14 protein-coding genes are annotated in these 15,005 nt (G+C 63.0%); 10 read left to right on the top strand and 4 right to left on the bottom strand.

Features of this window, described 5'->3' with window-relative positions:
- Positions 1-136: 136 nt before the first annotated feature.
- The 5 genes from ABH945_RS27260 to ABH945_RS27240 all read left to right on the top strand — a co-directional run bounded on the left by ABH945_RS27260 (position 137) and on the right by ABH945_RS27240 (position 6,539).
- Positions 137-1,159 (top strand): zinc-binding alcohol dehydrogenase family protein, encoded by a 1,023-nt coding sequence (locus ABH945_RS27260; protein ID WP_429252603.1) that lies wholly within the window; start codon positions 137-139, stop codon positions 1,157-1,159.
- Between the two features lie 17 nt (positions 1,160-1,176).
- Positions 1,177-2,298 (top strand): mannitol dehydrogenase family protein, encoded by a 1,122-nt coding sequence (locus tag ABH945_RS27255; RefSeq protein WP_429252602.1) that lies wholly within the window; start codon positions 1,177-1,179, stop codon positions 2,296-2,298.
- Positions 2,299-2,388: 90 nt separating this feature from the next.
- On the top strand, positions 2,389-3,675 hold the full coding sequence (locus ABH945_RS27250; protein ID WP_074767123.1) for an MFS transporter: 1,287 nt from the start codon (positions 2,389-2,391) through the stop codon (positions 3,673-3,675).
- Between the two features lie 37 nt (positions 3,676-3,712).
- Positions 3,713-5,260, top strand: a complete 1,548-nt coding sequence (locus tag ABH945_RS27245; protein ID WP_429252601.1) for a UxaA family hydrolase — start codon at positions 3,713-3,715, stop codon at positions 5,258-5,260.
- A gap of 43 nt (positions 5,261-5,303) precedes the next feature.
- Positions 5,304-6,539: an alpha-hydroxy acid oxidase gene (locus ABH945_RS27240; RefSeq protein ID WP_429252600.1), complete on the top strand. Its 1,236-nt coding sequence runs from the start codon at positions 5,304-5,306 to the stop codon at positions 6,537-6,539.
- Between the two features lie 123 nt (positions 6,540-6,662).
- On the opposite strand, the gene ABH945_RS27235 is transcribed toward ABH945_RS27240, so the two are convergent.
- On the bottom strand, positions 6,663-7,790 hold the full coding sequence (locus ABH945_RS27235) for an aminotransferase class V-fold PLP-dependent enzyme (RefSeq protein WP_429252599.1): 1,128 nt from the start codon (positions 7,788-7,790) through the stop codon (positions 6,663-6,665).
- A gap of 348 nt (positions 7,791-8,138) precedes the next feature.
- On the opposite strand from ABH945_RS27235, the gene ABH945_RS27230 reads away from it, so the two are divergent.
- Positions 8,139-8,861 carry a helix-turn-helix transcriptional regulator gene (locus ABH945_RS27230; protein ID WP_429252598.1) on the top strand — a complete coding sequence of 241 codons (723 nt, stop codon included), beginning with the start codon at positions 8,139-8,141 and terminating at the stop codon, positions 8,859-8,861.
- Positions 8,862-8,893: 32 nt separating this feature from the next.
- Positions 8,894-9,268 (top strand): VOC family protein, encoded by a 375-nt coding sequence (locus ABH945_RS27225; RefSeq protein ID WP_429252597.1) that lies wholly within the window; start codon positions 8,894-8,896, stop codon positions 9,266-9,268.
- 34 nt (positions 9,269-9,302) lie between these two features.
- On the opposite strand, the gene ABH945_RS27220 is transcribed toward ABH945_RS27225, so the two are convergent.
- Positions 9,303-10,199: a LysR family transcriptional regulator gene (locus ABH945_RS27220; RefSeq protein WP_074767135.1), complete on the bottom strand. Its 897-nt coding sequence runs from the start codon at positions 10,197-10,199 to the stop codon at positions 9,303-9,305.
- Positions 10,200-10,360: 161 nt separating this feature from the next.
- Between ABH945_RS27220 and ABH945_RS27215 the strand changes: the two genes are divergently transcribed.
- The 3 genes from ABH945_RS27215 (at position 10,361) to ABH945_RS27205 (ending at position 12,928) form a co-directional block, all read left to right on the top strand.
- The gene (locus ABH945_RS27215) at positions 10,361-11,182 is read left to right on the top strand and encodes an enoyl-CoA hydratase/isomerase family protein (protein ID WP_429252596.1); all 822 of its coding nucleotides are present in this window, start codon (positions 10,361-10,363) and stop codon (positions 11,180-11,182) included.
- 16 nt (positions 11,183-11,198) lie between these two features.
- A complete protein-coding gene (locus tag ABH945_RS27210) occupies positions 11,199-12,095 on the top strand; it encodes an alpha/beta fold hydrolase (protein WP_429252595.1) in 897 nt (298 codons plus the stop codon).
- A gap of 65 nt (positions 12,096-12,160) precedes the next feature.
- Entirely contained in the window at positions 12,161-12,928 is a 768-nt protein-coding gene (locus ABH945_RS27205; RefSeq protein WP_429252594.1) for an alpha/beta hydrolase, read from the top strand.
- A gap of 151 nt (positions 12,929-13,079) precedes the next feature.
- Here the strand turns inward: ABH945_RS27205 and ABH945_RS27200 are convergent, their stop codons facing one another.
- Positions 13,080-13,901, bottom strand: a complete 822-nt coding sequence (locus ABH945_RS27200; RefSeq protein WP_429252593.1) for a LytR/AlgR family response regulator transcription factor — start codon at positions 13,899-13,901, stop codon at positions 13,080-13,082.
- Positions 13,898-14,989, bottom strand: a complete 1,092-nt coding sequence (locus tag ABH945_RS27195; protein ID WP_429252592.1) for a sensor histidine kinase — start codon at positions 14,987-14,989, stop codon at positions 13,898-13,900. The genes ABH945_RS27200 and ABH945_RS27195 overlap by 4 nt, the downstream gene beginning before the upstream one ends.
- Positions 14,990-15,005 lie beyond the last annotated feature (16 nt).

Here is a 15,005-nt window from a genome sequence, read left to right as displayed (position 1 = left end):
AAATTGGCTTGACCAATATCGACTGGCATTTTAATTTGGCGAACTGGTAAGGCCAGATGGTAAGGCCAGACAAATGCGGCGCACGGCTGTGTCCGTCGCGTCGACCGCTTCCACCCCACGTCCCCAACCACCATCGATGAAGACCGTCATTTGCGAACAACCCGGCCGGCTGGCCGTTGCCGAGCGCGCGATGCCGAGCGCCGGTCCCGACGACGTGCTGATCCGCATCAAGCGGGTCGGCGTTTGCGGCACCGATCTGCACATCTTCACAGGCAATCAGCCGTACCTCGCTTATCCGCGCGTGATGGGCCATGAACTGGCCGGCATCGTTGAAGCCGCGCCGGAGGGAGCGCGCGTGAAGGCGGGCGACCAGGTGTATGTGATGCCGTATCTGTCGTGCGGGCACTGCATTGCCTGCCGCAAGGGCAAGAGCAACTGCTGCATGAACATTCGCGTGCTGGGCGTCCATACCGACGGCGGGATGGCCGAATATCTGGCGGTGCCGCAAGACTTCGTCTTCAGCGCCGCAGGCGTCACGCTCGACGAGGCCGCGATGATCGAGTTCCTCGCGATCGGCGCGCACGCGGTTCGCCGCGCGGACGTGCAGTCCGGTGAGCGCGTGCTGGTCGTCGGCGCCGGGCCGATCGGGATGGCCGCGATCATCTTCGCGAAGCTGCGCGGCGCGGAGGTCAGCGTGCTCGACGGCCGGTCCGACCGGCTCGCGGTATGCGCGAACGAGTTGCACGCGGATCACACGGTGCTGCTCGACACCACCGCCGCGGGAACCGATGCGGCGCAACTCGCAAGCCTGACCAACAACGAGTTTTTCGACGCGGTGTTCGACGCAACGGGCAACGTCAAGGCGATGGAGCGCGGCCTGCAGTTCGTCGCGCACGGCGGCAAGTACATCCTGATCTCGATCGTCAGTGACCGCATTTCATTCGCCGACCCCGAATTTCACAAGCGCGAAACGACCTTGCTGGCGAGTCGCAACGCGACGGTCGCCGATTTCGAAACCGTGCTGGATGCGATGCGCGCGGGCAAGATCCCGACCGCCGCGCTGAACACGCACGTACTCGAACTCGGCAATCTGCCGGCCGAATTCCCACGTCTTCTCGATCCGGATGCGGGCGTCATCAAGGCGCTCGTCGCGTGCTGAGCGAGGAGAAAAGAGCGATGACGACGGGCAACCCGATTCTCCAGTTCGGCACGAGCCGCTTTCTGCAGGCGCACGCCGACCTGTTCGTCTCCGAAGCGCTCGCGGCCGGCCGCGCACTCGGGCACGTGACGGTCGTGCAGACCACGGCCAACCCGGAAAGCGTCGCGCGTATCGCGGCTCTGCGCGAGTCGAGCCATTACGACGTGCGGATTCGCGGCGTGCGCCGCAAAGAGGTGATCGACACGACGACGCAATGTCATGCGATCAGCGAGGCGCTGAACGCCGACACCGACTGGCCGATGGTCGTCGAACGCTTTGCGCGCCACGCGCGCACGGTGATCTCGAACACCGGCGACCGCGGCTACGAGTGTTTCGCCGACGACACCGCCGAGTTGCTGCAAGACGCAGCGCGGGTGCCGCGCGGCTTCGCGGCGAAGCTCGTGGTGCTGCTGCACGCACGCTTCGACGCCGGAGCCGCGCCGCTGACATTGATGCCATGCGAACTCGTATCGCGTAACGGCGATACGCTGCGCTCGCTCGTGGCTCAACTTGCGCGCGATTGGGGAACCGGTCCCGCTTTTGTCAGCTATATCGAGCACACGTGCATCTGGGTGAATTCGCTGGTGGACCGCATAGTGTCCGAGCCGATTCAACCGATTGGCGCTTACGCCGAGCCTTACGCGTTGTGGGCGATCGAGCGGCGCGCGGGCATGGTGTTGCCGTGCGAGCACGAAGCGATGACCGTCACCGACGACCTGCCGCGCTACGAGCGCCTGAAGCTGCTTCTGCTGAATCTCGGCCACACCTGGCTCGCCGAGCGCTGGCAGGCCGATGCCCGCGCGGCGGACGAAAACGTAGTGCATGCGATGCGCGATCCGGTGCTGCGCGACGGTCTCGAAACGCTTTGGCGCGACGAGGTACTGCCGGTCTTCGATGCGCTCGGCCACGGCAACGAAGCACGCGCATATCTCGACGACGTACGCGAGCGCTTCGAAAACCCGTTCCTCGATCATCGACTCGCCGATATCGCCCGCAATCATGAGCAGAAGAAAGAGCGGCGCTTCAGGCCGGTGATCGAGCTGGCGCGAGAACTGGGGCTGGCCATCGCGCAGCCGCGGCTCAAGGCGGCGCTCGGCTGACACGAAGCGGTGCCACGGAGTCCGCCTGCCAGGCATCGGGCTGGACCGATACATCAATACGACAGATGCCGGAAACGGAGGAGACGAGTGATGCGCAAGATGCGTTGGGTGGTGATCTTTCTGTGCTTTCTGGCTATCGCGGTGAATTACATCGATCGTGCGAATCTTGCGGTCGCCGCGCCGCAGATCGAAAAAGCGCTGGGCATCGGGCCAGCCGAAATGGGCTTCATCCTGAGCGGCTTTTTCTGGACCTACGCGTTGATGCAGATGCCGTTCGGCTGGTTCGTCGATCGCGTCGGCGCGCGTATCGCGTTGCCGCTAGCGGTCGGCTGGTGGTCCGTGTTCACCGCGATGACCGCGGTGACCAGCAGCGTCGCCGGGATGTTCGGCTGCCGGCTGCTGCTGGGCGTCGGCGAGGCGGGCGCGTATCCGTCGTGCACGAAGCTCGTGAGTCAGTGGTTCCCCGTCAAGGAGCGCGCGATTGCGACCAGCATCTTCGATAGCGGTTCGCGGGTCGGCTCCGCCCTGTCGATTCCGGTCGTCGCGCTGATCATCAGCTCGGTCGGCTGGAAAGCGGCGTTCGTCGTGACCGGCCTGCTTGGCCTGGTGTGGATTCTCGGCTGGTTCGTGATTTACCGGAACCCGCAGCCCGTCGAGCCGAATAGCGCGACAGCCGCCGCAGCCGCGTCGCGCGCGAAAGAAGAACGCAATCGCGTGACATGGGGCTCGCTGTTTCGTCACCGCACACTGTGGGGCATGATGCTCGGCTTCTTTTGCCTGAACTTCGTGATCTATTTCTTCATCACGTGGTTTCCGAGCTATCTCGTGCAGACGCGCGGCTTCTCGCTGAAATCGCTCGGCACGCTCGGGATGATCCCGGCGCTGATTTCAATACCGGGCGGCTGGCTCGGCGGCTATGTATCGGACGCACTGTTCCGGCGCGGCTGGAGTCTGACGGCTGCCCGCAAGACCTGCATGGTCGGCGGCATGCTGCTGTCGTCGGTGATTACATTGTCGGCATTCACGTCGGACATCTACCTGATGCTCGCTTTCTTCGGCATCGCTTACGGCAGTCTCGCGTTCGCTGCGGCCAGCATCTGGTCGCTGCCGGCCGATGTCGCACCGACGCCGGACCATGTCGCGTCGATCGGCGGCATTCAGAACTTTGCGTCGAACCTCGCCGGCATCGTCATCACGACTTTCACCGGTGTGATGGTCGCGATGAGCAAAGGCTCGTTCACGATTCCGCTCGTCGTCGCCGGCGGCTTCTGCTTTCTCGGCGCGTTCAGCTATCTCGTGATCGTGGGCCGCATCGAGCCGCTGCCGATCGCACCCGATACGGGCAAAGTGCCGGCGCGCGCCGGCTCGGCGATCTGATGCATCGCCACTCATTCCGACCTTCGAGGCATTTTTCATGTTGACTCAAACTGGCAGCGCGCCCACGGTGATTCGCCTGCATCCGAACGACGATGTGATCATCGCGACCCGGCAGTTGATGCCGGGCACGCGTATCGACGCGGAACAACTGGTGGTGACCGGCCTCGTTCCGCCCGGCCACAAGGTCGCGACCCGCGACATCGCGAAGGGCGAGGCGGTCAAACGTTATAACCAGATCATCGGCGTTGCGCGCGAAGCGATCGCGCGTGGGCAGCATGTGCACGTTCACAATCTCGGCATGTCCGAGTTTGCGCGGGAACATGCGTTTGGCGTCGATACCCATCCGACCGACTACGTCGACGAGCCCGCGCATTTCATGGGCATTCGCCGCGATGACGGGCGTGTAGCCACGCGTAATTACATCGGCATCCTGACCAGTGTGAACTGCTCCGCGACAGTCGCGCGCGCAATTGCCGATCACTTCAGGCGCGACGTGCGTCCCGAAGCGCTGGCCGACTTTCCGAACGTGGACGGCGTCGTCGCACTGACTCACGGGCTCGGCTGCGGGATCGACACGCTGGGTGAGGGCATCGCCGTGTTGCGTCGCACGCTGGCGGGCTACGCGGTGCATCCGAACTTTGCATCGGTGTTGTTCGTCGGTCTCGGTTGCGAGACGAACCAGATCGACGGCGTGCTCGACGCTGCCGGCCCGGCCGGCAGCAAGTTGAAACTGCGCAGTTTTACGATTCAGGACAGCGGCGGCACCCGCAAGACGATCGACCGCGGCATCGAGATGGTGAAAGAGATGCTCGCCGATGCAAACCGCGTCCAACGCGAGCCGGTGCCCGCGTCGCATCTGTGCGTCGGCTTGCAGTGCGGCGGCTCGGACGGCTATTCGGGGATCTCCGCGAATCCCGCGCTCGGCGCTGCGGTGGACCGGCTGGTGCGGCACGGAGGCACCGCGATTCTTTCGGAAACGCCCGAAATCTACGGTGCCGAGCATTTGCTGACGCGCCGTGCGGCGAGCCAGGCCGTCGGCGACAAGCTGCTCGCACGAATCCAGTGGTGGCAGGACTATTGCACGCGCAACGGCGGCGCGCTCGACAACAACCCGTCGGCCGGCAACAAGGCGGGCGGCTTGACGACGATCCTCGAAAAATCGCTCGGCGCGGTGGCGAAGGGCGGCACGACGAACCTCGTCGAAGTGTACGAATACGCGCAGCCGATCAATGCCAAAGGCTTCGTGTTCATGGACTCGCCGGGCTACGACCCGGTGTCCGCGACCGGTCAGGTCGCTTCGGGCGCCAATCTGATCTGCTTCACGACAGGACGAGGCTCCGCCTACGGTTGCGCGCCGTCGCCGTCGCTGAAGCTCGCGACCAACACCGCGCTGTGGGAACGTCAGGAGGACGATATCGACCTCAACTGCGGCGGCGTTGTCGACGGGACCGCGAGCATCGACGAACTGGGCGAAGCGATCTTCCGCATGATGCTCGACTGCGCGTCCGGCACGCGCTCGAAGAGCGAACTGCATGGCTATGGACAAAGCGAATTCGTGCCCTGGCAGGTCGGCGTCGTGACCTGAGAACGGCATGTGATAAACGGACAGATAGAACAGGAGAATTGCATTGAAACGCCGCCTTTATTCCGGCCGTGACGTGAACCGCGCGCACAGCATCGACGATCTACGCGCGATGGCGCGCAGGCGGCTGCCCAATTTCTGTTTCGAGTACGTCGAAGGCGGCGCGGAGGACGAGGCGACGCTGGGCCGCAATCGCAACGTATTCAATGAAATCGCGTTCCTGCCGCGCACGCTCGTCAATGTCGAACATCGTAACCAGAGCCGGATGCTGTTCGGTCAGCGCATTGCGTCGCCGTTCATGATCGGCCCGACCGGCTACAGCGGACTGATGTTTCGCGAGGGCGATGTGAAGCTCGCGAGCGCGGCGGCCGCGGCCGGTGTTCCGTTCGTGCTGAGCAACGTGTCGACGGTCGCGCTGGAGGATGTCGTGCGCCGCGCGGGCGGTCGCGTGTGGATGCAGGTCTACATGTATCGCACGCGCGAGTTCCTCGCGAAACTCGCGCAACGCTCGCAGGCGGCGGGTATCGAGGCACTGGTCGTCACGACGGACAGCGCGGTGTTCGGCAAGCGCGAATGGGATCTGCGCAACTACATCAAGCCGCTGATGCTCGACTGGCGCAATAAATTCGACGTGCTGCGCCATCCGCGCTGGATGAGCAACGTGCTGTGGCCCAGCGGAATGCCGCGCTTCGCGAATCTCGGCGACCTGTTGCCGCCGGGGCAGAACAGCGTGAAGGGCGCGTCGATCACGTTGGGCCAGCAGCTGGACCCCTCGCTGTCGTGGGACGACATCCGCTGGCTGCGCGATCTGTGGCCGAACCGGTTGATCGTCAAGGGCGTGCTCGGCGCGCAGGATGCGGTGCGGGCGGTCGAGGCGGGCGTCGACGGGATCGTGCTGTCGAACCACGGCGGGCGGCAACTGGACGGCGCGGTGTCCGCGATGGACGTGCTGCCGGACGTCGTCGACCAGGTGCGCGGCAGGCTCAGTGTGATGCTCGATGGCGGATTTCGACGCGGCACGGACATCCTGAAGGCCGTGGCGTTAGGTGCCGATGCGGTGCTGCTCGGCCGGGCGACGACTTACGGTTTAAGTGCTGGCGGCCAGCCCGGCGCGGCGCGTGCGCTGCAGATTTTGCAAACCGAGGTCGATCGCGCGTTGGGCTTGCTCGGTTGCAGCGACATTGCCGCGCTCGACCGCAGTTATCTGCGCTGGCCGACGCTGAGTCCGGCGTTTGCGCGCTCGCACGCAGAAGGCGAGCAGGACGCCGTATCGCTCGTTTAATCACGACGAGTCCTTCGATGCAGCAAGGCGCTGCTGGAAGGACGCGCCGCGCACAGCGTGTCCGTCAGATGCCGGGTTCCGCGATGACAAGCGGCACGCGCTTCCGCAAACAGAAATAACGCTTCAGACGATACTGTCCAGTGCTTTCGCGAGCCTGGCCACCGCACCTTCAACGTCATGCAGTTTGTCCAGGCCGAATAACCCGATGCGGAAGGTCCTGAAATCGTCAGGCTCGTCGCACTGAAGCGGAACGCCAGCCGCGATCTGCAAACCGGCCTCGGCGAACTTCTTGCCGGATCGAATTCCGTCATCGTCCGTATAGCTGACGACGACACCCGGTGCCTCGAAACCTTCGGCCGCCACGCTTCTGATGCCGTGTTCCGCGAGAAGTGAGCGAACCCGCTTGCCGAGTTCAAGCTGCTCCGCTCTCACTTTATCGAAGCCATATGCTTCGGTTTCCTTGATGACGTCGCGCAACGTCGCGAGACCGTCCGTTGGCATCGTTGCATGGTAGGCGAAGCCGCCGTTCTCGTAGGCTTCCATGATCTGCAGCCACTTGCGAAGGTCGCAGGCAAAACTGGTGCTGGTGGTATCGTCGATTTTTTTGCGGGCAAGCGGGCTGAGCATGACCAACCCGCAGCACGGTGATGCACTCCATCCCTTTTGCGGCGCGGTGATCAGGACGTCAACGCCGCTCGCTTGCATGTCGACCCAGACCGTGCCCGAGGCTACGCAATCCAGTACAAACATGCCGCCGACGGCGTGCACGGCGTCGGCCACTGCGCGCAAATAGGCGTCGGGGAGCATGATTCCCGATGCGGTTTCGACATGCGGCGCGAAGACCAGATCCGGTTTTGTTTCCGTGATCGCGGCGACCACCTCTTCGATCGGCGGCGGTGCATAGGCGGCCTGTCTCCCTGGTTCGACGGGGCGGGCTTTCAGCACGATCGATTCAGACGGAATGTCGCCCATGTCGAAAATCTGCGACCAGCGAAAGCTGAACCAGCCATTGCGGATCACAAGACACTTCCTGTTCGTTGCGAACTGCCGGGCGACGGCTTCCATGCCGAACGTCCCGCTGCCGGGGACGACAATGGCCGAGTTCGCGTTGTAGACCTTTTTCAGCGAATCGGAAATATCGCGCATGACGCCCTGGAAGCGCTGCGACATGTGATTGATTGATCGGTCGGTGTAGACGACTGAATATTCGAGAAGTCCATCGGGGTCGACATCGGGAAGTAAGCCTGGCATGTTTGTCTCCGGTTATGGATCCAATTAAGGATTGGAGACATTCTAACGAAACCACCTGGGGCCGATGCAGGACATCAAGGGCTACTGCTGCGAGCCGCAGCATTCCGGTAACGCGGCTTGAACGAAACACCGATGTGAATTGTTCGATCACATGCCGTCACGGCGCTAGTGTGAGCCTCACACATCTTCGCCTCAGGCACCTCGCTCGTCACCGTGTGCGCCAGGCTGCCGTCGTCAGCAGCGAGCGAATCATCAATACAATGTCCGACTAACCACCATCCCCTCACCCGGATCGGAATAACCGACAACCTCGTCGATTCAATCCAGTGTCGATATCAGGATTCACGTATGTCCCGCTCCGAACGTCTCCTTCATCTGCTGCAAGTGCTACGCCGTTATCGCCGTCCCGTAAGCGGTCAAGCTTTGGCCGACGAACTCGGTGTGAGTATCCGCACGCTGTATCGGGACATTGCCAGTTTGCAGGCGCAAGGGGCAATGATCGAGGGGGAGCCGGGCATTGGCTACGTGATGAAACCGGGTTTCATGCTGCCGCCAATGATGTTCCGCTCAGAAGAACTCGACGCTCTGGTTCTCGGTATGCGCTGGGTGGCTGATCGCTGCGACAGGACGCTATCGGCCGGTGCGCTGAGCACGCTTGCGAAGATCGCCGCCGTCCTGCCCGCTGAACTGCGTCGCGAGCTGGAGGAGTCGTCGCTGCTGGTTGGCGCGCCGTTGAAGAGACCTGTCCACACAGTCTCGCCGGACCTTCTACGTGCTGCAGTCCGGGCAGAGCAAAAGCTGAATATTAGTTACGTGGACGGCAGCGGTATCCACACGCAACGTGTAGTTTGGCCCTTTGCGTTGGTGTATTTCGACCAGGCCAGGGTGCTGATGTGCTGGTGCGAGCATCGGGCGGCTTTTCGAAATTTCCGTTCGGACCGGATCTCGAATGTCGAGCAGCTGGAACAGCGTTACCCCAAAAGACGCTCGACCCTGCTTCGTGAGTGGCGTGCCCTCAATGGTGCAGCCAGTCGCACCATACTGCCAGAAACTGACAGTATCGATCATTAGACTGAGCTTCTTTTTACTGGCGAGGAGCTCAAATGAAGTTTGCATCGGTTCGTATTGTTACGCGGGATCTCGACAGGCTCATCGAGTTCTATCAGAGGCTTTCCGGCATCGAGGCTGCACGTCCGGCCGACGGCTTTGCCGAATTGCGATTCGAAGGCGCAACGCTGGCGATCTCGTCCGAGCGTCTTGTCGAGCTTTTCAATGCCGGTGCTGCCACCGCAGCCGCAAATCACTCTGCGATTCTGGAGCTGGAGGTGGAGGACGTCGACGCAATTTTCGAACGGATGAATGCCTTCGGGACGAACATCGCAATGGTCCCGACATTGATGCCGTGGGGTAATCGTTCACTGTTGCTGCGCGATCCCGATGGGAATCTGGTCAACCTGTTTTCGCGACCCAGGCGCTGAGGAAAACCGCCGTCACGACTGCCGGCCGCACCGGCTATCCGGCGAGTCGCGCCTTCAACCTCGGGGCCGCAAAGTCCAGAAAGACCCGCAACTTGAGCGGCACCTGACGTTGCCCTGGATAGATCAAGGTCACCGGCGAGGTGCCCAGTTCATATTCATCGAGCAGCGTCACCAGCGAGCCCGTCTTCACCTGCTGATCGATCTGGTACGACAGCACCCGCGCGATACCGGCGCCTTGTTCGGCAGCCACGACGGCGCCCTCGATGGAATTGACCATCATCCGCCAGGCCACCGCAATGCTGTGCAACGCGCCGTCACGGCGGAAGTCCCACTTCGTGCCGATAGCCACTCCCTCATATCCCACGCAGTGATGGGACGCGAGGTCAGCAGGCGTGGCGGGGGTGCCCCGGGCAGCCAGATAGTCGGGGCTCGCGCAGAGCACCTGGCGCACCTGTCCGACTCGCACCGCAATCATGCTGCTGTCCGGCAACTCGCCGGTGCGCAGCGTCACGTCGACATGCTCGTCGAGCAGGCTCACATTCCTGTCGGTCAGTTGAACCCGCGCGCGGATGTCCGGGTACGCGCGCAAAAACTCCGCAATCACCGGCAGCCCGTGAATCCGTCCCATCACCAGCGGCAGGCCAATCACCAGTTCGCCCTGAGGCGCGTGATATTCGCCCGTGGCCGTGCGCTCGACATCGGCGAGGTCTTCGATGATGCGACGGCATGAATCTGCATAGGCGCGGCCCGCGTCGGTCAGCGCGAGCCCGCGGCTACTGCGTAGCAGCAGCCGGATTTTCAGATGCGCCTCCAGCTCGGCCACGCGCCGGCTGACGGTCGCCAGCGGAATCCCCAGTTGGCGGCTCGCCGCGGAAAGGCTGCCGTGGTCCACGGCGGCCAGCAGGATGGTCATTGCTTCAAGTCGGTCCAAGCCTCTCTCCTATGGAAGGACGCCTCCCGAATTTACCGTCTATTCGTCGAATTCGGAAGGGGATAAATTTTGTCCCAAGCCGGGCTGATGTTGTTCGAACGGCCCGGAGCGCGGCGATCGACGCCGCGCCTAATCCTTTCACTTTCCTGCAGAGGCGTTCCATGGATATGAAAACCCTCACGGTTCAGCGCGAAGGCGCCGTGCTGTTCGCAACCATCATGGCCCCGCCCATGAACCTTCTCGGACCGGAACTCGTTCGCGATCTGGTGTCGTTTGTCTCCGAAGCAGAGGCCGACGAGGCGATCCGCGTGATCGTCTTCAAAAGTGCCGACCCCGACTTTTTCATCCCTCACGTCGACGTTGGGCAGATCAAGGCCTATCGGGACGAAGCCGCGAAATTGACCGGCGAGGCGTCCATCGCGGTGCTGTTTCGCTACCTCAGCGAAAGCCGCCTGGTGAGCATTGCGCAGGTCGAAGGCCGCGTGCGCGGCGCCGGCAGCGAATTCGTCATGGGATGCGACATGTGTTTCGCGGCCACAGAGACGGCGATCTTCGCGCAGATGGAGGCCGCCTTCGGCGTCGTTCCCGGCGGCGGCGGTGCGCAGCACCTGGTGCGACTGATGGGCCGCTCGCGCGCTCTCGAAGTCATGTTGAGCGCCGACGACTACAACGCCGAGCTGGCCGAACGCTACGGCTGGATCAACCGCGCGTTGCCGGCGGCCGCGCTGGATGACTTCGTCCGGTCGCTGGCTCATCGGATCGCACAGTTTCCGGGCAGCGGCCACGTCGCCGTGAAGCGCCGTGTCAATGCAATCGCGCTCGCCCCGATCGAGGACTTTCGCCGCGACTCGGATCTCTTCGGCGAAGGCGTTCGTGAACCGGGCGTGCAGAAGCGGATTCAGGACGCTATCAAGCGCGGCTTTCAGACCCGCGACGCCGAAATGGATCTCGCCCGCCTGCTGGGCCAACTGACTAACGACTGAATCGAACGAGGACATCATGACATTTAGCAAACAGGACATTCGCTTCCCCGTCGAGGGTGGTATCGAACTGGCTGCATGGCTGTTCGTACCGGAGCAGCGTAGTGCACCGCTGCCCGCCATCACCATGGCTCACGGCTACGGCGGCACGCGCTATCACGGCATCGAAAAGATGGCCACGTTCTTCGCCGAAGCAGGATTCGTGGTGCTGTTGCACGATCACCGCGGATTCGGCGATAGCGGCGGCCAACCGCGGCAGGACATCAACCCGTGGCAGCAGATCACCGACTGGCGTCGCGCGATTTCGTACTTGCAGACCCGGCCCGAAGTGGACGAAGCACGCATCGGACTGTGGGGAACCAGTTATGCCGGTGGCCACGCGATCGTGCTCGGCGCCACCGACAGGCGGCTCAAAGCGATCGTGTCGCAGGTGCCGACGATCGACGGCCATGCGGCGAGTCTGCGGCGCATCACGCCCGATGCCGTTGCGGCCCTGGAGGCCCGCTTTGATGCGGACGAACGTGCGCAACTTCGCGGCGAAGCACCGGCGACCCAGCAGATCGTAAGCGAAGACGCGAGCCGTCCTTCGACCTATCAGGCAGCGGACGTCGTGAGCTTTTACCTGCAACCCGTACCCGAAGGCGTGTGGGAAAACCGCGTCACGCTGCGTTCGACCCGATGGGCCCGGATGTACTCGCCGGGGGAATTCATCCGGCGCGTATCGCCGACGCCGTTGCTGATGGTGGTCGCTGAACACGATCACACGGCAGCGACCGACCTCGCGCTCCAAGCCTACGAAAACGCGTTGCAGCCGAAGCAGTTGCTCATGATCAAGGGAGGGCATTTCGACCCCTACCTGAGCGAGTTCGAAAACGCATCACGCGCCGCAGCCGACTGGTTCAAAGCGCATCTTTGATTGACACGCAAACGACAGCGGTCACGCCGTGGCCGCACTCAAACTGAAATAACGGGAGATTAACCATGAAAACCGCTTCGAAACTCGGCCGCGTGGCCGCCGCACTTGCCCTCTCCGCTGCCGTGTTCGGCTCTGCTGCAGCAGTAGCAGCGCCTGTGAAGAACGTCGTTCTCGTGCACGGCTATTTCGCCGATGGCTCGGGATGGCAGAAAGTCGCGAAAATTTTGACGCACGACGGCTACAACGTGTCGGTTGTGCAGGAACCCGAAACATCTTTCGCCGACGATGTTAAGGCGACCACCCGCGTCGTCGATTCCCAGAACGGGCCATCGATTCTCGTGGGTCATAGTTACGGTGGCGCTGTGATCACGGAGGCGGGCAACGATGCCAAGGTCGCAGGACTGGTTTATGTTGCTGCGTTCCAGCCGGATTCAGGCGAAAGCCCGATGGATCTGGCCAAAAAGATCCCGTCGGCGTCCACGGCGATCAAGGCGACCGCCGACGGCTTCCTCTATCTCGACGCGGCACACTTCCATGCCGATTTCGCGGCCGATTTGCCGGCTGCCGAGGCCGCGTTCATGTCCACGGCCCAGGTCATGCCCGCTGCGGCATCCTTCGGCACCCCGGTTTCTACAGCCGCATGGAGAACCAAACCGAGCTGGGCCGTCGTTGCGACCGCCGATCGCGCAATCAATCCCGATCTCGAACGGTACATGACGAAACGCGCCGGCAGCACCACCATCGAACTCGATTCGAGCCACGTCGCGTACATGTCGCATCCTCGCGAAGTTGCGAAACTGATCGAGCAGGCGGCGGAGAAGTCGGTCCAATAAAGGTGCGGCTGCCTGGGATGGGAGTCGCGAGGCGCGGTTGCTCATACCCCTTCCCAGGCGCGAACGGAAATTGTCAATATGGCTTGTTCGGCACGCGCAGTCGATCGTGCTGAACCGACCGGTCGATTGAGCAAAGCCGACCGTCACTGCGTCACATTCCCCTGAACAGTTCAGCGTACACCCGGCTCACGACCAGTCGCGCGGGATTGCCGCGCAGGGTCAGCGTGAGCTTTCCGGCCTCGTCGCGCTCGGCGGTATCGATAGCGTCGCATCGCACGATCGTGCCGCGATGAATCTGCCAGAAGCGTTGCGAATCGAGTTGTTGTAGCAGCTCGCGCAACGACATTCGTATCAGGTGCTCACGGTTCGCCGTGACGACCCGAACATATTTGTCGGCAGCTTCGAAGTAGCAGACCTCGTCGACCGGGACCATCGTGATCGTGTTGCCGGCGCTAGCCTGAATCACGCGTAACGGCGTGCTGATAACCGGCGGGGGCGTCGTGTCGCGGCGTCCGGCAGCCAGCAGTTCGCGCATCTGATCGACCACCTTGCCGAGCGACGCCTCGTCCGGTGGCGGCGCGTTGTCGTCCGCGAGACGCGCCTTGAGCCGCGCGCACGTCTTTGCAAGCCGCTCGGGTTGCACCGGTTTCAGAACATAGTCGAACGCGGCCCGTTCGAAGGCCTGAAGGGCGTACTCGTCGTAAGCGGTCACGAACACGATCAACGGAAAATGCCTGCCATGCGCGGGCCAGTCTTCGGCGAGCGCCTGAGCGCATTCGAGGCCCGTCATGCCGGGCATCCGGATGTCGAGGAACATCACGTCGGGCTGTACGCCCAACGCGGATTCGACCGCGGTTTCGCCATCGCCGACGCTCGCGACAATGTGCAATTCAGGCCACAACTTCAGTAACTCGGCTTGCAGGTTAGCTGCGAGTAGCGGTTCGTCTTCGGCAATCAATGCGGTGATTTTCATGGCGTGGAAGATCGGGAATAGGGCAGGGTGACGGTGACGAGCGTGCCGCCTTCGTCGTCGGCGGCGGGCGAAAGGTCGAGGTGGCCGGCCGCGCCGTACAGCGTCGCGAGCCGCTCGCGAACCTGCTGCAAGCCGAAGCGCGCGCCATGTTCGGGCCGTGCGTCGAGGCCGACGCCGGTGTCGCGCACGCTTAGCGTCAGCGTGCCGGGACCGCGTGTCGCGGCGACATGCACGCGGCCGCCGCGCACTTTCGGTTCGAGCCCGTGCTTGATCGCGTTTTCGACCAGCGGCTGCAGCAGTAGCGGTGGCAGGGGGGCATCGGCGAGACTTGCGGGCAGGTCCAGTTGAATATGCAGACGGCTGCCCATGCGGATCTGCATCAACTGGAGATAGTCGGAAATGCGTTCGAATTCCGACGCCAGCGGGTGCGAGCCCGAGCGCGACGCCGCGAGCGTGGCGCGCAGATAAGCGATCAGATGATCGAGCATGCCTTGCGCGCGCAACGGGTCGCTGCCGATCAGCACGCGCAGATTCGCGAGCGTGTTGAACAGCATGTGCGGCTCGAGTTGCGCCTCCAGCAGCTTGAGCTGATTCTCGGCGGCACTGCGCAACGCCGCCTGCGTGCGCGTTTCCATCGACGCCATCCTGCTGCGCGCATAGAAAAAGTAGGTGATGCAGATTGCGGGCACCACGGCGACCGTCACGCTCAGAAGCAGTGTGCGCAGATTCGGTTCGATGACGATCGGCGTGTGCGGTGTCTGGGTCAGCAGGTCGACGAGCGTCACGCCCGCAAGGTAGCCGATGACCACCGAGACGATCACCCACGGCGCCATCAGGCCCCAGCCTGGCCAGTTGCGCCGGGCATCGAGATTGTCGGGATAACGCCTGCGCAGCCAGAACGCCAGGCCGTGGCGACCGGCGGCGATCAGCGTCTGCGTCAGGCAGACGACGACCAGCGCATAGACGAGATCTTTGGCGAACGACTCACGGTAGATCGTGCTGTAAAGCCACGCGCAGCCGATGGTCGTCAATACGGTGACTCTGAGAGGGCGCCAGAGCCGTCGGGCGAGTATCTGAATGGAAGGCATGGGCGGCATCGTCGGT

Origin of the sequence: Paraburkholderia sp. GAS333, from assembly GCF_050435665.1 — a bacterium.
Taxonomy (GTDB): domain Bacteria; phylum Pseudomonadota; class Gammaproteobacteria; order Burkholderiales; family Burkholderiaceae; genus Paraburkholderia; species Paraburkholderia fungorum_A.
The sequence above is the reverse complement of the archived record's forward strand: the minus strand, read 5'-3'. Positions and strand labels throughout refer to the sequence as shown.